This window comes from Chryseobacterium sp. (assembly GCF_029240215.1).
In the GTDB taxonomy this organism is placed as follows: domain Bacteria; phylum Bacteroidota; class Bacteroidia; order Flavobacteriales; family Weeksellaceae; genus Chryseobacterium.
On the sequence record NZ_JARBTK010000001.1, the window covers coordinates 1 to 18,710 of the forward strand.

Genomic DNA, 18,710 nt, shown 5'->3' on the forward strand with positions numbered 1-18,710 from the left:
AGACAAATGTACAACCAACAAAAATTAGTAAGTTTATAAACCGAAAATCCTCCTTAAGGATTTAAACCAAAATGTCTAAGTTGGTTTGAAGACGTACAAAAATTAATTTTGATTTCCTGATTCGAAATAGTTTTGATATAAATCAAATATTCTCTTCCGATGTAGAAACTGTAGCCATTAATGAATTGAATTCCATATCTAATTCCTGTAATATCTTCTTTGTTGATAACTGTGAATAAATCTCCTTTACGATCTTTACTTTCAAACTTGATAAAGTTTTTATCTAAAATCAACTGTCGTTTCCTGTTATCAAATAATCCACGAACAATGGTAAATTCTTTCATAAATATCGTTTTCTGTGGCAATTGGCTTTAGAGGGTTCTTTAATTTTAACCCGCGTAAATTTATCAAAAATTTTGAGAATTCTAAGCATAAAAAAAGCTTCAAATTCTACTAAAATTGAAGCTTTGATTCATTGAAATTTCTTACTAATAACCGTGCAAATCTATACCTTCGGTTCTTTGTAGAGTTACCTTCTTCCCCATTTTCTTTTGAATCACTCTGAAATGCTGCAATTCGTCATCTGTCAGAATATTAATGGCAGTTCCTTTTTCTCCTGCACGTCCTGTTCTACCAATTCTGTGAATATAATCCAAAGGCGAACGCGGCAATTCGTAATTAATAACGCATGGCAAAGATTCGATGTGAATACCACGACCAATCAGGTCTGTCGCAACCAAAATCTGAGCACCATTTACTTTAAATTCTTCCAGATTATTTCTACGGGCACCCTGCGATTTCTGGCTGTGAATAGCAACGGCTTTTATTTTGTTTTTCTTTAATTTTTCAACCAGATTATCGGCTGATTTCGTTGATGAAACAAAGATCAAAGCTTTCTCAACTTTCTTCTCTTTAATTAAATATCTTAAAAACGGACCTTTATTTTCGGGAGAAACATGATAAGCAAGTTGCTCGATGTTGTCAATTTCAACTTCCTCTTTTTTAATTTCAATCAAAACAGGATTCATTGAAAGACGTTTCTTCATTTCGGAAACCTTATCATCCAAAGTGGCAGAAAATAACGTTGTTTGTTTCATGACAGGCATCATGCCGAAAAGCTTATTCATCTCTTCGCCAAAACCTAACTGAAACATTTTATCTGCCTCGTCAATCACCAGATGTTTAATTCCTGAAATACTCAACGCATTATGATCAATCAAATCCAATAAACGTCCCGGAGTTGCAATCAAAACTTCTACTCCAAACAATCCTTTCATCTGCGGATTGATAGAAACACCGCCGTAAACTGCCATGGTACCGATCTCACGCTTCAGATTTTCTGTAAAAGCTCTGAAAACTTCATCAATCTGAATTGCCAATTCTCGTGTAGGAACCAATATTAAAACCTGAACATTTCGGTCTTTTTTAACTTCTGCATTTTGTAATTTTTCTAAAATTGGCATCACAAAACAAGCCGTTTTTCCGGAACCTGTGTGTGCAATTCCGACCAAGTCTTTTCCCTGCAAAATAACTGGAATTGCCTGCTCCTGAATTGGAAATGGTTTCAGATAACCTAATTTTTTAACAGAGTGAATAATATTGCTTGATAATCCTAACGACTCAAATGACATAAAATACTTATTTGTGCAAATATAAGCTATTGGTATTTGTTTATATCGCGAAAGTACTGATTGTAGCAATTTTAATAAATAAAGACTTTAAATTTTTTTGACCTATTAATCTTCATATAGTTTGTCATTCCGGAGGAATCTACATATCGCAAATAAAGTTTCGTAGAGATTCCTCCTGAATGACAAACTGGATGTTCATTTAAATGTCGTTTTTATTATTTATAAAATCTGTGTTGAAAACTTTCAATCTAAATGCCGTTTTGTCCGATAATTAAAATTTGGACAATTTTTTGAATATTAGATTTTAATAAATTATAAAATTCAATCATAATAAAAATATGAAATCGCTAAGATTCCATATGTCCTTTAAAAATAATAAATACTTGCATATGAAAAAAGCATTAATAATAGTCGATATACAGAATGATTTTTGTGAAGGCGGTGCATTGGCTGTTCCTGGAGCAAACGAAATAATTCCTTTCATCAATGCTCTGATGGAAGAAAATGAATATGATCAGATTGTTCTGACTCAAGATTGGCATCCTGCAAATCATAAAAGTTTTGCCAGCAACAACGGAAAAAAAGTGGGAGAAAGCATTATTTTAAACGGAGTTCCACAGTTTATGTGGCCGGATCACTGTGTGCAGGGAACTTTCGGTGCAGAATTTCATCAAGATTTAAACAGAGAAAAAGTAACTCATATTATTCAGAAAGGTAAGAATCCTGAAATTGATTCTTACAGCGGTTTTCAGGATAATAATCATTTTATGAAAACAGGTTTGGATGATTTCTTAAAATATCATGATATTCAATTGGTTGAAATTGTAGGTTTAGCAATGGATTATTGTGTGAAATTTACCGCAACAGATGCAGTTGCCAACGGATATATCACTTGTCTTCACTTTAACGGAACAAAAGCTGTCAACGTAAAACCGGATAATGCCAAAGATGCTATTTTTGAAATGATTCAGAAAGGAGTGACGGTTTTGGGATAAGATTTTATGATTTAAATATCAAGTTTGTCATTCCGTAGAATCTAAGCAATGTTTTTCTCTGCGTTTACATTCCTGCGGAATGACAAATAGGAAGACAATAAGCAAAAAAGACGCAGAAAATTAATTCTGCATCTTTTTTTATTTTAAAACTTCAAAGTATGAATTAAACTAATAATTCATCACTCAAATCAAAATTGATAACTTTTAAAGCATTTTCAAAGTATTCACTTCCAAATCAGTAAGGATTCTCCAGTGCCCTCTTTTGATGTTTTTCTTTGTCATTCCTGCGAACATTACTCTGTCAAGAGCTTCCACTTCGTATCCTAATCTTTGGAAAATTCTTCTGATCACACGGTTCCAGCCGATGTGGATTTCCATTCCGATTTCATTTTTAGGTTTTCCTTCGATGAACGAAATTTGATCTACAACAGCAATCCCTTCTTCCAAACGAATCCCTTCCACAATCAGCTTCATGTCTTCATTGGTCAATTTCTTATCCAAAGTTACGTGATAGATCTTTTTAGCGTCAAAAGATGGATGCGTCAATTTCTTCGTCATATGTCCGTCATTTGTCAAAAGAATAACTCCCGTTGTAGAACGGTCTAGTCTTCCAACCGGGAACACACGATACGGAGATGCATTCGCAACCAAATCCATAACGGTTTTTCTTGCTTTGTCATCTTTGGTTGTAGAAATATAACCTTTTGGCTTATTCAAAAGAATGTAAACCGGTTTTTCAGGAGTGATGCCTTGTCCGTCGAAAACTACTTTGTCCGTTTTCTCAACCTGATATCCCATTTCGGTAACTACCTGTCCGTTAACTTCTACTAATCCCTGAACAATCAATTCATCAGCTTCTCTCCTGCTGCAAATTCCTGAGTTTGCGATATATTTGTTTAGACGAATTGTATCTTTGTGAACGTCTTTTTCAACCTTTTTGAATCTTCTTTTCTGTACAAAAGATCTTGCTCTGTCATCATCTCTGTCAGTTTTTTCGCTTCCTGGTTTTCTTCCGTATTTTAAACTGCCTCTTTCGTACTTTCCTCTCACATCTGAACTGCTTCTTCCTTCACCACCTCTCTTGAAGCTGGTTTTACCAAAAGACTTTCTCTCTTCACTTTGATTAGATACAAATGGTTCTTTTTCAGTTTTTGAGTATTTCTTTTCCATTCGACTCTCATAACTGGTATCAGATCTCCTAGAATCGGGTTTATTAAAAGGTCTGGAGCTGTCTGTGGCTCTATCACTTCTGCTGAATGGCTTTTTTTCAAATTTTGATGAGCCGTTTTCATCTTTATCTTTTGGTTCAAAACTTCTACCACCAGTTTTAGAAAATGGCTTTTTGAAAGATTTTGAGTCTGAAGAATTTCCAGATTTAGGAGAGCGAGGACTGTCCGAATTTCTTGTCGAAGATCTCGGTTTTTTTGGTCTTCCTGAATTATTATTGTCTCTGCTCATTCTAAATATTTTTGCAAAGATAGTAATTTAGTTACGAGTTAAAAATTAAGAATCATAACTTTGTACAATTGTTCCTTATTTAATATAATTAAAAAGTATAAAATGATTACTTTCTTAGACCAAAATTTTTCTCAGCTCAACTATTTTCTTACCGAGAAAACATTCAGCAAAATATTTATTCTCGTAGACGAAAACACCCATGAATATTGTCTTCCAATACTTTTGGGAAATTTGGAAACCGAAATCAGTTTTGAAATTTTGGAAGTTGAGCCGGGTGAGGAAATGAAAAACATTCAGACAGTCAATCAACTATGGGAAATTTTGACAGAAATGAAAGCTGACCGAAAAGCTCTGATCATCAATCTTGGTGGCGGAGTAATTACCGATATGGGTGGTTTTATTGCTTCTACCTACAAAAGAGGAATTCAGTTTATTAATATTCCGACTACTCTATTGTCAATGTGTGATGCATCTATTGGTGGAAAAACGGGAATTGATCTGATGCATTATAAAAATATGGTGGGAACTTTCAGTTTTCCGGAGCAGATTTTTGTATATCCTCAGTTTTTAGAAACGCTTCCTTATAAAGAATTGCGCAGCGGTTTTGCTGAAATGCTGAAGCATGGGCTAATCGCAGACAAAGCTCATTGGGAAAATCTGATTCAGATTCAGAAGATTGATACGGAAGGTGTTGTTCCGCACATAAATATAAGAAAAACTTTGAATTTTGGTCACACCATTGGTCATGCGATAGAAAGCCTGTGTTTAGAAAAAGAAAGTCCGATTCTTCACGGTGAAGCTGTAGCACTCGGAATGATTTGCGAAACTCATCTTTCTTATTTAGAAGGTTTAATAAGTAAAGTAGATTCAGAAATGATTATTGATAATATTCAGAAATATTATTCTTTCATAGATCTGAGTGATTTTAAAGAAGAAGATATTTTCAACCTCTTATTAAATGACAAAAAAAATGTAGAAAGTAAAATCAATTTTTCTTTACTTTCAGGAATTGGATCTTGTGTATTTGATTATGAGTGTACCACAAAAAACATTCAAAAGTCACTGGATTTTTATAAAAAACTTAGCGGTTTTTAAATTTAATTGCAATTTTTCATCATAATTTAAAAATATTTTCAACTAAATTAAACAAGTGTTTTATTAAATGTAATTTACTGTGAAACAATTGATTGCGATTAGATTTGTATGATTTTATTCTTTATTCATAACTGATTTTTATCATATTTTTAATTTTTGGCAAACAATTTGAAAGATACCATTCGTCAAACTCAAAAAAAGTTTGTCAGTAAAATTTAAAATTAGAAAATAGTAAATATTAAAAATTTAAGTTATGAAAAAGTTAATTTTAGGACTAGCGATTACAGCAGGTTCATTAGCATTCGCTCAGACAACAACGACTACTACAAGATCAGCATCTTCATCAGACGTAAGATTTGGTATCAAAGGCGGTATGAACGTCTCATCGTTATCAGATGATGGATCATTGGAAGATCAAGGATCTAAAATAGGTTTTAATGCTGGTGTATTCGCAACAATTCCTGTAGCTGAGTCTTTCAGCATTCAGCCAGAGGTTATATACACACAGTATGGTGACAAATATGACTATAGAGCCCCAATTTCAAACGATAGAATTTCATATGCAAGACATTTAGATTATGTTGCAATTCCTTTGATGTTCCAATATAATTTTATTCCAAATCTTTATGTTGAAGCAGGACCGGAATTCGGATTTTTAGTAAGTGCTAAAAATAAATTGAAAAACGAAAGCAATAACGATCCTTTAAATACTACTGGAGATTATAAAGACCAATTGAATACGTTCAATTTAGGTATTGGTCTAGGTGCAGGTTATTACTTTACAGATAATATAGGCATTACAGCCAGATATACAGCTGGTGTTACCGATGTTGCTAAAGACAGACCAAATGGTTCTGATGCTGTAAGAAACAACAACTTTGCAGTTGGTTTAGCATTTAAATTCTAAGAATTTTAAACAAATTTTATTTCAATAAAAAATGTCAGACTTAATTTCTAAGTCTGACATTTTTATATTTAATCATTTAATTTTTAACCGAATAATTCGATCTCCTCACCTTTTGCAACCGGATATTCTTCTGTAAAACATCCAAAGCAGTGATTAGAAGAACCTAAAATTGCTTTTAAGTTATCTGTACTTAAAAATTCTAAAGAATCTACTCCCAAATAATCTCTAAGCTGTTCAGTTGACATATTTGCAGAAATCAAATCATCTTTTGAAGGTGTATCAATTCCCAAGTAACATGGTGCAATAATTGGTGGGGAAACACTTCTGAAGTGAATTTCCTTTACACCTGCTTCTTTTAAAATCTTAACCAATCTTTTAGAAGTAGTTCCACGAACTATTGAATCATCAATGATAACTACTCTTTTACCTTTGATTTCAGAAATAATTGGGTTTAATTTAAGGTTCACTACCCTTTCTCTCATTTCCTGAGTAGGTACGATGAAACTTCTTCCGATGTATCTGTTTTTGATCAAAACCGGACGGAAAGGAATTCCGGAAGCTTTAGAAAAACCAATTGCAGCAGGAACTCCGGAATCCGGAACGCCAATTACGATGTCTGCTTCTACGGGAGCTTGTTCCCAGATTTTTTCTCCGGATTTCTCTCTGATCTCGTAAACATTGATATTCTCTAAAGTTGAATCAGGTCTTGCAAAATAAATATATTCAAACGAACAGATTCTTTGCTTTCCTTTTGCCTCGTTAACCATGTAAGAATTCAATTTTCCAGGCTCATTTTCATTCGTATAAATGATTTCTCCCGGTAAAATATCACGAACATATTGAGCTCCGACAGCATCTAAAGCTACAGATTCAGAAGCGACAACGTAAGAATTTTCGTTAATTGCTCCCAAAACCAAAGGTCTGATCCCGTTGAAATCTCTGAATGCGAAAAACTTATTTCTCGTCATTCCGACAACCGAATAAGCCCCTTCAATTTTCTCCATCGTTGCTTTGATAGCACCACGAAGACCTAAATCAAGATTTTTTTGAATTAATCTTAAAATCACTTCAGAATCTGAAGTTGCTCTGAAAACTACGCCTTCAGCTTCCAACTCAGCTTTTAATTCTTTTGCATTGGTAAGATTACCATTATGCGCTATAGAAAGGATAATCTGGTCATATTCGTTTTTAGCGAAAAATGGCTGAAAATTATACTTCTTTTTGTCTCCTGCAGTCGTGTAACGAGTGTGACCGATTGCAGAATTTCCCATAAAAGTTTCAGGATCCTGAATCTCTTTATAAACATCTAAAACCAACCCTTCATCTTTCATATTGGTGATTTTTCCGTCTTTTAAAACAGAAATACCACATGCTTCCTGACCTCTGTGCTGTAATGCAAAAAGCCCGAACTGTGAAAGAGAAAACGTATCCAAATCATCATCAGAATACATTCCGAAGATACCGCACTCCTCATTCGGAGCGTCAAGCCTTTCTTCTTCCTGCGTTCTGAAAAGATTTCTTCCGTAGGTTTGAGTTTCAAATTGTTTTAAATATTCACTTTTATGAATGTCTAAACTTTTCATTTCTATTTTTTCTAAATTAGAAGTTAGATATTAGATGTTAGAAATTAGTCTAAGTTAACTTCAATTATAATTTTAAACTTGTCTTTAATGAATAAATCATTTTCTGTATCTCAGTTAAAAGTTCTTTTAAAGGGATTATTTTAGTTTCGGAAATAAAATTTAAATCTATTAATAATTGTAACTGAGTTTGTAATTCATAAGTTGAGCCAAACGCAATTCCAAGAAATTGATAAAATTCATTCTTATTATTTCTTCCCGCTCCTTCTGCAATATTTGAAGGTATTGAAACAGCACATCGTCTAATTTGAGACAGTAAACCAAATTTTTCTTCATTTGGCAATTCTACAGTAACCAAATAAACTTCTTTTACTAAAGCCATTGATTTACTCCAAACTTTAAGATCTTATATCCGGTGCGATTTCATACTAACCTCATATCTAACTTCTAACTTCTAAAAATTTACTTACCAAGTAAATTTTTCAATCTGTTGTAGATTTCTACATATGCCTCAGTAACTTCTCCTAAGTCTCTTCTGAATCTGTCTTTATCCAATTTCTTCATCGTGTCTTTGTCCCAAAGTCTGCAAGTATCAGGAGAAATTTCGTCTGCTAAGATAATCTCACCATCAGAAGTTTTTCCTAATTCGATTTTGAAATCAACCAGGATGATGTTCATTTTATCGAAAAGATCGATCAAAATTTCGTTAATGTCTGAAGTTAATTCATACATTTCATCAAGCTCCTCGTATGTTGCAGCACCTAAGAAAACAGCGTGGTGATCGTTGATAAGCGGATCTCCCAACTCGTCTTTTTTATAGCAGATATCGAAGATAGTAACAGGAGATTTAATTCCTTCTTCAACGCCTAATCTTTGAGCCATACTTCCTGCAGAATAGTTTCTTACAACCATTTCTAAAGGAATGATAGATACTTTTCTCACCAATTGCTCTCTTTCGTTCAATTGTTTAATGAAATGAGTCTTAATCCCTTTTTCATTTAAATATTCAAAGATCAAAGTTGTGATGGCGTTGTTCATTTCACCTTTCAAATCAACAGATCCTCTTTTTTGAGCATTAAATGCAGTAGCATCGTCCTTGAAACGAACTACAACTTGATCAGGATTATCGGTAGCAAATACTTGTTTCGCTTTACCTTCGTACAACATTTCTTTCTTTTCCATTTCTTACTAGATTTATTTTTATTATTTAATTAAAATTCCTGTTAAAACTGCCAATCCAAAGCTCAAAAGTGTACCTATTAATACATACTCTGTCAATTTTCTTTGTTTGGCCTGTGCTAAGTCGCTGAACCTGAAAACAGATTTTGCAGCCACCATAAAACCAACGCCTTCCCAGTGATTCACCAAAATAAAAGTGAATACCAGTAAACGTTCTAAAATTCCAATATATTTTCCGGCACTTGATAGAGATTCGGTTTGTATATTATCTGCTGTCTCTGGAACGGGCGTCCACGAAGACAATAATATTTTGATGAAAATTGAAGCTGGGGTCGTTAAAAACAAAGCTGCCATCAATATTTTTAAAATTTCCTGATCTTTTAAAAATTCAAAACTGAATTCATTAAAATAAAAAGAGACTCCTGTAATCACTAAAGTATGAAGAGCCTGATCGATAAAAAACCAACTTTTTTTATTTTTAATAGTCTGAAAACTTAGTTTCGCAGCATCAATAATAAAATGTGTAATTCCTACTAAAACCGCTACCCACCAAAACTGAAGATCCCAAAGGAAAATAAAACTTAAAACGGTGTGAATCAGAACATGAAGGTACAAATATTTACTCTTCAGTTTTTTGCTTTCTTTATCAGCTACCCATGAATTTGGCTGGAGAATAAAGTCTCCAAGTAAATGTGCCAATATGAGTTTAGTGAAAATCATGCTTACAGTTCGGAAATTTTCTTTTTAAAATATTGATTGGTTTCTACGATTAATTCGTAGTTTGCGCGTTTCAGTCTCTGGCTGATTGATGATTGTGAAATTGCGAATTTCTTTGCCAGATCTTCCTGAGTGATGTCAGTATTCATAATCATTTCGTGAATGATTTCGGAAGTCGCCATCGTCCAGTTATCGAAATCTTTCGAAGACCATTTCAACAAAATATTCAAGTCTCTGTCTAAAGAATCATTGGAAGTTTTGATAGCAACTGTGTGCCCGTCATTTTTTAAATCATTCAATAATCTTCCGGAATTTACATATGCTGTTCCGTTGGATTCTGTGATTTTTTCAGATGAAAAATTTTCTTCACCAATACCAATGGCAATCCTTACATCTAGATTTTCCTGACTTTTTATGAGAGATTTTATGGCTAAGAAACGCCAGAAAACTTCATCAATATGACATTTAAACTGAAATTCGTCGCCTCTGTAGATTTCCCATGTTTGAGGTGCGCTTCCCCAATTTTCGAGAAGATTTTTAAGCTTGGTAATCCAAACTTCTGTTTCTGCGTGTTGTGAATTTATAATGTCTCCGGTAAGTACCGCTATCATTTTGCAAATATAAGCATAATTACTTATAAATAAAAAATATAAGCAGATACACTTATAGATATTGATTATTAGTGAATCTGCTTATATCGATGATGTTTTAATAGTAACATTTTGTGAGATTTATTCAAAAATAGAAATAACATCATGGATTATTTTATATTTAAAATGCTCCGCGCGCGTTTAATAAAAAGTTTGTCATCCTGAAAGGATCTATACTAAGTTTTCGAATTGAATTACGTTGTTAAGATCCTTTCAGGATGACAAACAGAATGAAAATGCTGTAGAATTTTAGTTTTATCTAAAAATCTAAAATCTTATCTCTTAATAAACTGATAAACCTTATCATCTAATTTCAATAAATAAGAACCTGTTGTTAAATTTTGAACTGAAATGTTTTTCTTATTTTTAAAAGGATTTTGTTCGGTAGAAATTACTTTTCCTGAAAAATCTAAAATCTGAGCCTTTTTTATAGTATCCGTTTTTCCGTTAACGAAAATATTGTCATTAACAGGGTTTGGATAAATTTTAAACTCATTATTTTGAGTAAGAATCACATCAGAAGTTGCTAAAGTTCCTAAGTTCTGGCAATAATTACTTGCATATGAATCCCATTCACCAAGGTTAAAGGTGGTTGTCGGTTGATTGACAGTCGATTTTCTGTATAAAGAAACATTACCCAAAACAGAAGAATTATTTGTACTTGAAACCCCGATTGCATCAACAGTTGTAGATTTGTATCTTAATTCTAAATATTGGCTTCCCGAATAAGTCATTTGTGGAGCAGCCGTTACAAATTTTGCCTGATTTATAGTATAGCAAGAGAAATTTGCATCAGGATTTAAGACAACAAAAGTTTCGTTATTCTGAACAATTCCTTCCAATTCATACGGATCAGGGAAATAATAATTGGTTCCGCTTGGGAACTGAATAGATAATCTGTAGTCACTTAAATTTACTGGATGTCCTGTTTTATTGGTGATTTCTAAAGCTTTATTATTGGATGTTCCTTCCAGGTATTTTGAAACAAATAAATCTTTAGCATAAATATCCGATGCCAAAGTCGTTGTTGAAGCTACGTTGCTGTCTGATGATAATAAATATCCGTTGTCATAAGCTTTAACTGTGAAAGTATAGGTTGTAGAAGGCATTAAATGGTCTACACTGAACGTTGTATTTTTCGTCGCTCCAACTAAAGTTCCGTTCTGATAAATTTTATATCCTATAACATCAGTGCTTGTACTCGGTGTCCAGCTTAATGATGAAAAATAAGCGCTGTTTTGAGTTACAGTTAAATTTGCCGGAGTCTGTGGTGCAACCGTATCCGGAGTCTGTCCCCAAATTGCATTTACCCAAGAAGGATTATCAATAAAAGGGTTTCTGTTTCTCTGTAAGTTATAAACAGCATTGTTTCTATCAATTTCCTTTTGAGAAACAGGATCTTGAGTATGCCACTGAAGAAGCATTGCAATATAAGCAGGATCAAAAGCTCTTTCTTCAGTTCCGTCCAAAGGATTGGTGTCGGAAGCAGGATTTGTATTGTTATTAAAATTAAAACTGCCTAATTTTCCTTCATACCTTACTGCAAAATATAGTAAACTTCTCGCAACATCACCTTTAAATTCATTGATAGGCTCATAAACACGACCTGTATAAGTCATTCCTGGAATGGCGCAATTACCGATTCTTGAAGAATTCGTAAACGTATAATATATGGTAGAACCTACAATTCCGTAAGGGTAATTACTTCTTAACTGATTGATTCTCGCATCGGTTGGAACTACATAAAACAAATCCGAATACATCGGGTAATTGCTGTAAAATGTACTTTGAGGCATCATATGTTCCCTATTCCAGCCTAAACCTTCCGCACCTGCACTTCCGATAATATTTGCTGTTGTGTATTCATAAGCATCAGGTCCTGTTGGAATTTCAGAATACATATCCAATAAAATAGTAGTATTTGTAGCGCCGTGGTCATAATATTTATCTAAATCAGTCTGATTATAGTAGTTGGTAAGATCACCATAATGTCGGTTGATATTTTTTTCAGAAATAATATCATGAACTTTTGATTTCAGCGCATAACCTGAAAGTCCTGAAGTTCCATCGTAATATCCCGCAGGAATCTGAGCAAATGCATACGTTGAAATGAATAAAACAGGAAATAGAAATTTTTTCATTCTTTAAAAATTGGTTTGCTAAATTATGAAATTAATACAATTGTAATTAAATATTATCATTAATGTTATGTTAAATTTAAGAGTGTAAAAAATTGATATATAAAACTTTAGACTGACTTTTTTATACTTAAGTAAATTTTTTTTCGTATTTCGGCAATTTAAGTATCTTTGGGCACTAACTATTATCTAATATGAATACAGAAACTATCAACAACATTAAAATGATAGCTGAAACAGCAAAAGAATTTGCTGAGAAAAATATCAGACCCAATATTATGGAGTGGGACGAAAGCCAGACTTTTCCTAAAGAATTATTTCATCAATTAGGAGATATGGGCTTCATGGGAATCCTAATTCCTGAGCAGTATGGTGGTTCTGGTTTGGGTTATCATGAGTATGTTACCATCTTGGATGAGATTTCTCAGGTAGACCCTTCTATCGGACTTTCTGTAGCAGCTCACAATTCGTTGTGTACCAATCATATTTATGAGTTCGGAAACGAAGAGCAAAGAAACAAATGGCTTCCTCAGTTAGCTACCGGAAAAGTAATCGGAGCTTGGGGATTGACAGAGCATAACACAGGATCTGATTCTGGCGGAATGTCTACAACTGCTGTAAAAGACGGTGAAGAATGGGTTATCAATGGTGCTAAAAACTTTATCACTCACGCAATTTCAGGGGATATTGCTGTTGTCATGACGAGAACAGGAGAAATTGGTGCAAAAAACAATTCCACTGCTTTCGTTCTTGAAAAAGGAATGGCAGGTTTCACTTCCGGAAAAAAAGAAAATAAATTAGGAATGCGTGCTTCAGAAACTGCAGAACTTATCTTTGATAACGTTCGAGTACCAGATTCTCACCGTTTAGGAGAAGTTGGTGAAGGTTTCAAACAGGCTATGAAAATATTAGATGGCGGTAGAATTTCTATTGCTGCATTAAGTTTAGGAACCGCGAGAGGAGCTTACAAAGCTGCTTTAAAATATGCTCAGGAGAGAAAACAATTTGGAAAAGCAATTTCTGAATTTCAGGCAATCAACTTTATGTTGGCTGATATGGCAACAGAAATCGATGCTGCTGAATTGTTGATTCAAAGAGCTTCAACATTGAAAAATGCTAAGCAAAAAATGACTAAAGAAGGTGCAATGGCAAAATTGTACGCTTCTGAAGCTTGTGTAAGAATATCAAACAATGCTGTTCAGGTTTTTGGAGGTTACGGATATACAAAAGATTTTCCTGCTGAGAAATTCTACAGAGATTCTAAACTTTGTACAATCGGAGAAGGAACTTCAGAAATTCAAAGATTAGTTATCGGTAGAGAGATTACAAAATAATTAAATTATTATAAAATTCAATAGCACACGTGTTTTTCGTGTGCTATTTTTTGTTTATGCGAGAAATGTTTTACTAAGCATTGAATGTAATGCATAATTATTTATGTTAAATATCTAAAATTTTCTTAAAAAAATTTGTTTTTCGTAACTAAAATTTTATTAGCTTTGATATTCCACAATCAAAATAATAATTTTATGAAAAAACAATTATTGCTGATAGGAATGCTTGTCATGTCAGGTATTTCTTTCGCACAAACCGACCGTCTCTGGACAACCGGATCTACAAAAGAAAACACAGATGTTTTTGAAAACAAAACAAACATTCTCAATCCAAAAATTTATCAGCTAGATATCAACGGGCTAAAAAGCGTTCTTGCAAAAGCTCCAAAGAGATTAGCTGCCTGGGAAAAATCAGAAATTATTATTTCTTTCCCAAATTCTGAAGGAAAATTAGAAAACTTTAAAGTAAGAGAAAATTCAAATTTTGATCCTCAGCTTGCCGCAAAATATCCGGATATTAAATCTTATGTTGGTGAAGGTCTTGATGATCCGAATTCTACGGTATATTTCAGTATTTCTCCTCTGGGATTATCTTCAATGGAAATTTATGGTGATAAATCGGCTGTTTTCATTGAACCGTACACAAAAGATCTTTCTTCGTATGTGGTTTATAAAAAGTCTGATAAAAAAGACAATTTAAATACTTTCGAATGCACTGTTATCGATGTTGCCCAAAAAGGAATCAGCACTTCAGCTCTCGAAGCAAGACCAAACGCAGATGATGCTAAATTAAGAACATTCCGATTGGCTCTTTCTTCAACAGGAGAGTATACAACTTACTTCGGAGGTACAAAAGCATTAGCTTTGGCAGCAATGAATAATACAATGACTCGTGTGAACGGCGTTTTTGAAAAAGATTTTGCAGCAAGAATGGTTTTGATAGCCAATAATGACGCGGTAATTTATACTAATGCTTCTACAGATCCTTATTCTGCAGCTGCACAAATGAGTAATTGGAATTCTCAGCTTCAGTCAACTTTAACGTCTGTAATTGGTGAAGCAAACTATGATGTAGGACATTTATTCGGAGCTTCCGGAGGTGGCGGAAATGCAGGCTGCATCGGTTGTGTTTGTGTAAACGGTTCAAAAGGCAGCGGTTACACCTCTCCTGCAGACGGAATTCCATCTGGTGATAATTTTGACATCGATTATGTAGCCCACGAATTAGGTCATCAGTTTGGAGGAAATCACACTTTCTCAATGAGCAATGAGGGAACAGGTGTCAATATGGAACCTGGTTCAGGATCAACAATTATGGGTTATGCAGGAATTACAAGCCAGGATATTCAACCACATTCAGATTCTTTCTTTCATGCGATAAGCATTCAGCAGATCACGAATAATATTAAAGCTAAAACCTGTCCTGTAAGCACTTCTACCGGAAATACAATTCCTACTGCAGATGCAGGCTTAGATTATACAATTCCGAAAAGCACACCTTTTATGCTTACAGGAACCGGAACTGATACTAACGGAGATTCATTAACTTATATTTGGGAGCAAATAGATAATGCTTCTTCTTCTCAAACCGGAGCAAGCTCTGCAGCAAGTGCAACAAAAGCAAGCGGACCAACATTCAGATCATGGACTCCTACAACGAGCCCTGTAAGATATTTCCCAAGAATGGCATCTGTTTTAGCGGGTGCAACAACTACTGCAGGCTCAGAAATCAATGTAGAGGCTCTTTCTTCTGTAGCAAGATCTTTAAATTTCAGATTTACAGTTCGTGATAACAGAGCAGGAGGTTCGGGAAACAATTCTGATGATGCTAAAGTTACTGTAAATGCAACTGCAGGACCTTTCATCATTACTTCTCAGGGTTCGGCAACAACTTACACTGGAGGAAGTTCTCAAAACGTAACATGGAATGTTGCCGGAACAACAGCAAACGGCGTAAATGCTGCTAATGTAGATATTCTTTGGTCAACAAATTCCGGGACAACCTGGACAACCTTATTGGCAGGAACTCCAAATGACGGTTCACAGGCAGTTACGATTCCGAATGTTTCTACAACCACCGGGAGGATTATGGTAAAAGGAAGTAATCATATTTTCTTTGACGTGAATAATGCCAATATTTCTGTAAATGCAGGCTCAGGAAGTACAGATACGGTTGCTCCTACAGCTCCTACTCTTTCGGCTTCAGGAACAACTTCTACAAGCACCAATCTTTCATGGAGTGGAGCAACAGATGCGGTTGGTGTTACAGGTTACGATGTTTATCAGGGAGCTTCACTTATTGGTTCTACAGCTTCTACAACGTATACTGTTACAAGTTTAATGCCTTCAACAACTTACAGTTTCACGGTTAGGGCTAAAGATGCAGCAGGAAATGTTTCTACAGCAAGTAATACGGCAACCGTAACGACTCTCGCCGGAAGTACTGTTACTTATTGTACAGCATCTGCGACAAATACCGCAGATGAAAGAATTGGAAACGTAACATTTGGTACCATCAATAATACTTCTACTGGAACTGCAGGTTATGAAAACTTCACTTCAATTTCAACAAATGTTACCCGAGGAACGGCAAATACAATTTCTATCACACCGGTTTGGACTTCCACTAAATATAATGAAGCATACGCAGTTTATATCGACTATAATAAAGATGGTGATTTTACTGACAGCGGAGAATTAGCATGGACGAAAACAGGTTCGCAAACAACTCCTGTGACAGGATCAATTACGATTCCTTCAACAGCAACTCTTGGAAGTACAAGAATGAGAGTCATGATGCAGTACAATTCTGTTCCTTCATCATCTTGTGGATCTTATACTTACGGACAGGTTGAAGATTATACTTTAAATATTATTTCATCAGGAAGAGGGGATGATTTTAATGTTGAAAATTTAATGACAGATATTAAATTATATCCGAATCCTGTAAGAGATATTTTAAATATTTCAAATACGACGACTGAAGATTATAAAATCTTCGATATGGGTGGAAAACTAATTAACTCAGGAAAACTCGAAAGAGGCACAGTAAATGTAAGTAACCTTACAACGGGAGCTTACACGATCCAGATTGGAGAAATCTCAAAAAGATTTATCAAAAATTAATCATTAAAAATTAAACTTAGAAAAGACTGTCTGAAAATGGCAGTCTTTTTTTTGACGAATAAATTATTTTAATTAATTAGAAATTAGAAATTAGAAATTAGAAATTGTTTTTCTAAATTTCATACTAAGGAAAGCGGTCGAAGCATTTATCAAAATAAAAAAATAGGTTCTTCCTGAAAAACGCACAAAAACCTAATGCCTAATTCCTAATTTCTAATTCCTAATTTTTATCTTTGCTTTAAATTTAAAAATTTCATGGATAAAATTGACAGTCTGAACCAGGTAGCAGAATTCCACACCACTTTCAAAGCTCCTATTTTAGAAACTCCCCAAATTCCTTCTCAGGAAAGATGTGACTTGAGAGTTGAGCTTTTACAGGAAGAATTAAATGAACTAAAACAGGCAATTGAAGATAAAAATTTAGTAGAAATTGCTGATGCATTATGCGATTTGCAGTATGTATTGAGCGGTGCGGTCTTAGAGTTTGGATTAGGTGATAAATTTGTAGAACTTTTCAACGAAGTTCAGCGTTCAAATATGTCTAAAGCTTGCGATAATGAAGAACAAGCGAACGAGACAGTAGAATTTTATAAAGAAAAAGACGTAGAATCTTTCTACGAAAAGTCAGGTGAAAAATTCAATGTATACAGAAAATCTGATCATAAGGTTTTAAAGAACAAATACTACTCTCCTGCTGATTTAAAAACAATTATCAAAAATTAAGATGAAAAAAATTATTACCAATATACTTGTTGTTTCAACATTTGCATTTGCGACTCAGCAGCTAAACGCTCAGAAAGTTGTAGTTAACCGTGAAGTTGAAACTACGAATGACGGCAAAATGCTTTTAGGACATCAGTTGAAAGAGCAATTTCTAAAAGAACCTTATTCTGAATGGTACACAAAAGAATTCAACGAATATGCTTTAGATCAAAAAGCTGTTGGGGAATTGAAGAAAAATAAAATCAATTCTTATAATTTGATCGTTTTTATGGGAACCTGGTGTGAAGATAGCCATAGAGATTTCCCAAGATTAATGAAAATTTTACAAGAAGTAAAATTTCCGGACAGCAGATTGACGATCATTGCGGTTAACCGTAAGAAAGAGTCTCCTACAGGCGATGAATCAAAATATAACATCCAAAAGGTTCCTACTATTATCGTAGAAAAATATGGCAAGGAAATTGGAAGGATTATTGAAATGCCGACAACAGGATACATTGAAAGAGATCTTGTTGAGATTCTAAAGAAAGATGATAAGTCGGTGATCAAGGAAATATTTAAAAAAGAAAATTGAGAAATTTAAAACTTGTTATTCCGTTCGTTGCGGGAATTCTCCTGATGTTGATTCTGTTTTTCAGTTTCAGATCTTGCTTCAATATAAGTGAGAAAACAGAAAAATCTGATTATTACATTTTAACCAATCAAATTTCCAAGATGAATAAAATGGTTGTCTTGGAGCAGGATATTTCATCGATGCAGAAAACCAAAATGGGGTATGAATTTTTCGGAAGAGAAATGACGAGCAACAGCATCATCACATACACCAAAACAAATGCACAGGTTTCCTATGATCTGAATAAAATGAAAATGGAAGTAGATTCTGTCAATAAAAAATTAATAATTACAGAATTGCCCAATGCAGACATCAGAATCACACCAAGCGTAGAAATACAGTCGATGGACGATTCTTTCATCAACAGAATTTCAGAAAAAGACATCAAAAATGTACAGCAGAAAGCAAAGCAGACTGCTATCAAATCTGTTGATCAAAACAAACTTCGAAATGAAGGACGCCAACAATTGATGGAAAATCTTAATAATATTTTCGTTTTGGCAAAGGCTTTGAATTATACAATAGAAGATAAAACCGGAAAACTCGGTGTTCTCGGACTCTAAA

The 18,710-nt window shown here is 34.1% G+C and carries 16 protein-coding genes and 1 pseudogene; 8 read left to right on the forward strand and 9 right to left on the reverse strand.

Features of this window, described 5'->3' with window-relative positions; translation table 11 throughout:
• Positions 1-53 precede the first annotated feature (53 nt).
• Together K0R77_RS00005 and K0R77_RS00010 are read right to left on the reverse strand one after the other, a co-directional pair.
• Entirely contained in the window at positions 54-344 is a 291-nt protein-coding gene (locus K0R77_RS00005; RefSeq protein ID WP_300345957.1) for a hypothetical protein, read from the reverse strand.
• A gap of 144 nt (positions 345-488) precedes the next feature.
• A complete protein-coding gene (locus tag K0R77_RS00010; RefSeq protein WP_300345958.1) occupies positions 489-1,631 on the reverse strand; it encodes a DEAD/DEAH box helicase in 1,143 nt (380 codons plus the stop codon).
• Between the two features lie 389 nt (positions 1,632-2,020).
• On the opposite strand from K0R77_RS00010, the gene pncA reads away from it, so the two are divergent.
• Positions 2,021-2,626 carry a bifunctional nicotinamidase/pyrazinamidase gene (gene pncA / locus K0R77_RS00015; RefSeq protein WP_300345959.1) on the forward strand — a complete coding sequence of 202 codons (606 nt, stop codon included), beginning with the start codon at positions 2,021-2,023 and terminating at the stop codon, positions 2,624-2,626.
• 204 nt (positions 2,627-2,830) lie between these two features.
• Here pncA and K0R77_RS00020 read toward each other — a convergent pair whose 3' ends face one another.
• Positions 2,831-3,796: a pseudouridine synthase gene (locus K0R77_RS00020; protein ID WP_300348213.1), complete on the reverse strand. Its 966-nt coding sequence runs from the start codon at positions 3,794-3,796 to the stop codon at positions 2,831-2,833.
• A gap of 390 nt (positions 3,797-4,186) precedes the next feature.
• On the opposite strand from K0R77_RS00020, the gene K0R77_RS00025 reads away from it, so the two are divergent.
• Positions 4,187-5,179 (forward strand): 3-dehydroquinate synthase family protein, encoded by a 993-nt coding sequence (locus K0R77_RS00025; RefSeq protein ID WP_300345960.1) that lies wholly within the window; start codon positions 4,187-4,189, stop codon positions 5,177-5,179.
• A gap of 253 nt (positions 5,180-5,432) precedes the next feature.
• The gene (locus K0R77_RS00030) at positions 5,433-6,086 is read left to right on the forward strand and encodes a porin family protein (protein WP_300345961.1); all 654 of its coding nucleotides are present in this window, start codon (positions 5,433-5,435) and stop codon (positions 6,084-6,086) included.
• 83 nt (positions 6,087-6,169) lie between these two features.
• Here the strand turns inward: K0R77_RS00030 and purF are convergent, their stop codons facing one another.
• From purF to K0R77_RS00060, 6 genes and pseudogenes are all read right to left on the reverse strand, one after another.
• Positions 6,170-7,669, reverse strand: a complete 1,500-nt coding sequence (gene purF, locus K0R77_RS00035; RefSeq protein WP_300345963.1) for an amidophosphoribosyltransferase — start codon at positions 7,667-7,669, stop codon at positions 6,170-6,172.
• Positions 7,670-7,733: 64 nt separating this feature from the next.
• Positions 7,734-8,093: pseudogene (locus K0R77_RS00040) on the reverse strand (four helix bundle protein).
• 35 nt (positions 8,094-8,128) lie between these two features.
• Positions 8,129-8,848, reverse strand: coding sequence for a phosphoribosylaminoimidazolesuccinocarboxamide synthase (gene purC, locus K0R77_RS00045; protein ID WP_300345964.1), 720 nt, complete (start codon positions 8,846-8,848; stop codon positions 8,129-8,131).
• Between the two features lie 21 nt (positions 8,849-8,869).
• The gene (locus tag K0R77_RS00050) at positions 8,870-9,565 is read right to left on the reverse strand and encodes a DUF3307 domain-containing protein (protein ID WP_300345965.1); all 696 of its coding nucleotides are present in this window, start codon (positions 9,563-9,565) and stop codon (positions 8,870-8,872) included.
• Between the two features lie 2 nt (positions 9,566-9,567).
• Positions 9,568-10,173, reverse strand: coding sequence for a SatD family protein (locus tag K0R77_RS00055; RefSeq protein ID WP_300345966.1), 606 nt, complete (start codon positions 10,171-10,173; stop codon positions 9,568-9,570).
• A 314-nt stretch (positions 10,174-10,487) separates the two neighbouring features.
• Complete coding sequence (locus K0R77_RS00060; RefSeq protein ID WP_300345967.1) at positions 10,488-12,353, reverse strand: endonuclease; 1,866 nt, start codon at positions 12,351-12,353, stop codon at positions 10,488-10,490.
• Between the two features lie 191 nt (positions 12,354-12,544).
• On the opposite strand from K0R77_RS00060, the gene K0R77_RS00065 reads away from it, so the two are divergent.
• The 5 genes from K0R77_RS00065 to K0R77_RS00085 all read left to right on the forward strand — a co-directional run bounded on the left by K0R77_RS00065 (position 12,545) and on the right by K0R77_RS00085 (position 18,709).
• Positions 12,545-13,684 carry an acyl-CoA dehydrogenase family protein gene (locus K0R77_RS00065; RefSeq protein ID WP_300345969.1) on the forward strand — a complete coding sequence of 380 codons (1,140 nt, stop codon included), beginning with the start codon at positions 12,545-12,547 and terminating at the stop codon, positions 13,682-13,684.
• 195 nt (positions 13,685-13,879) lie between these two features.
• Positions 13,880-16,810 (forward strand): reprolysin-like metallopeptidase, encoded by a 2,931-nt coding sequence (locus K0R77_RS00070; protein ID WP_300345971.1) that lies wholly within the window; start codon positions 13,880-13,882, stop codon positions 16,808-16,810.
• A 255-nt stretch (positions 16,811-17,065) separates the two neighbouring features.
• Positions 17,066-17,533 carry a nucleoside triphosphate pyrophosphohydrolase family protein gene (locus K0R77_RS00075; RefSeq protein WP_300345973.1) on the forward strand — a complete coding sequence of 156 codons (468 nt, stop codon included), beginning with the start codon at positions 17,066-17,068 and terminating at the stop codon, positions 17,531-17,533.
• A 1-nt stretch (position 17,534) separates the two neighbouring features.
• Entirely contained in the window at positions 17,535-18,107 is a 573-nt protein-coding gene (locus K0R77_RS00080; RefSeq protein ID WP_300345975.1) for a thioredoxin family protein, read from the forward strand.
• The gene (locus tag K0R77_RS00085; RefSeq protein ID WP_300345976.1) at positions 18,104-18,709 is read left to right on the forward strand and encodes a DUF4230 domain-containing protein; all 606 of its coding nucleotides are present in this window, start codon (positions 18,104-18,106) and stop codon (positions 18,707-18,709) included. The genes K0R77_RS00080 and K0R77_RS00085 overlap by 4 nt, the downstream gene beginning before the upstream one ends.
• Position 18,710: the final 1 nt, after the last annotated feature.

What these genes read in the sequence shown, in the direction of transcription:
- K0R77_RS00025 (WP_300345960.1), top strand. Translation starts at nt 4,187, where the DNA reads ATGATTACTTTCTTAGACCAAAATTTTTCTCAGCTCAACTATTTTCTT.
- K0R77_RS00060 (WP_300345967.1), bottom strand. Translation starts at nt 12,353, where the DNA reads ATGAAAAAATTTCTATTTCCTGTTTTATTCATTTCAACGTATGCATTT.
- K0R77_RS00080 (WP_300345975.1), top strand. Translation starts at nt 17,535, where the DNA reads ATGAAAAAAATTATTACCAATATACTTGTTGTTTCAACATTTGCATTT.
- K0R77_RS00075 (WP_300345973.1), top strand. Translation starts at nt 17,066, where the DNA reads ATGGATAAAATTGACAGTCTGAACCAGGTAGCAGAATTCCACACCACT.
- K0R77_RS00055 (WP_300345966.1), bottom strand. Translation starts at nt 10,173, where the DNA reads ATGATAGCGGTACTTACCGGAGACATTATAAATTCACAACACGCAGAA.
- K0R77_RS00065 (WP_300345969.1), top strand. Translation starts at nt 12,545, where the DNA reads ATGAATACAGAAACTATCAACAACATTAAAATGATAGCTGAAACAGCA.
- K0R77_RS00070 (WP_300345971.1), top strand. Translation starts at nt 13,880, where the DNA reads ATGAAAAAACAATTATTGCTGATAGGAATGCTTGTCATGTCAGGTATT.
- pncA (WP_300345959.1), top strand. Translation starts at nt 2,021, where the DNA reads ATGAAAAAAGCATTAATAATAGTCGATATACAGAATGATTTTTGTGAA.
- K0R77_RS00030 (WP_300345961.1), top strand. Translation starts at nt 5,433, where the DNA reads ATGAAAAAGTTAATTTTAGGACTAGCGATTACAGCAGGTTCATTAGCA.
- K0R77_RS00020 (WP_300348213.1), bottom strand. Translation starts at nt 3,796, where the DNA reads ATGGAAAAGAAATACTCAAAAACTGAAAAAGAACCATTTGTATCTAAT.
- K0R77_RS00050 (WP_300345965.1), bottom strand. Translation starts at nt 9,565, where the DNA reads ATGATTTTCACTAAACTCATATTGGCACATTTACTTGGAGACTTTATT.
- K0R77_RS00005 (WP_300345957.1), bottom strand. Translation starts at nt 344, where the DNA reads ATGAAAGAATTTACCATTGTTCGTGGATTATTTGATAACAGGAAACGA.
- purC (WP_300345964.1), bottom strand. Translation starts at nt 8,848, where the DNA reads ATGGAAAAGAAAGAAATGTTGTACGAAGGTAAAGCGAAACAAGTATTT.
- purF (WP_300345963.1), bottom strand. Translation starts at nt 7,669, where the DNA reads ATGAAAAGTTTAGACATTCATAAAAGTGAATATTTAAAACAATTTGAA.
- K0R77_RS00010 (WP_300345958.1), bottom strand. Translation starts at nt 1,631, where the DNA reads ATGTCATTTGAGTCGTTAGGATTATCAAGCAATATTATTCACTCTGTT.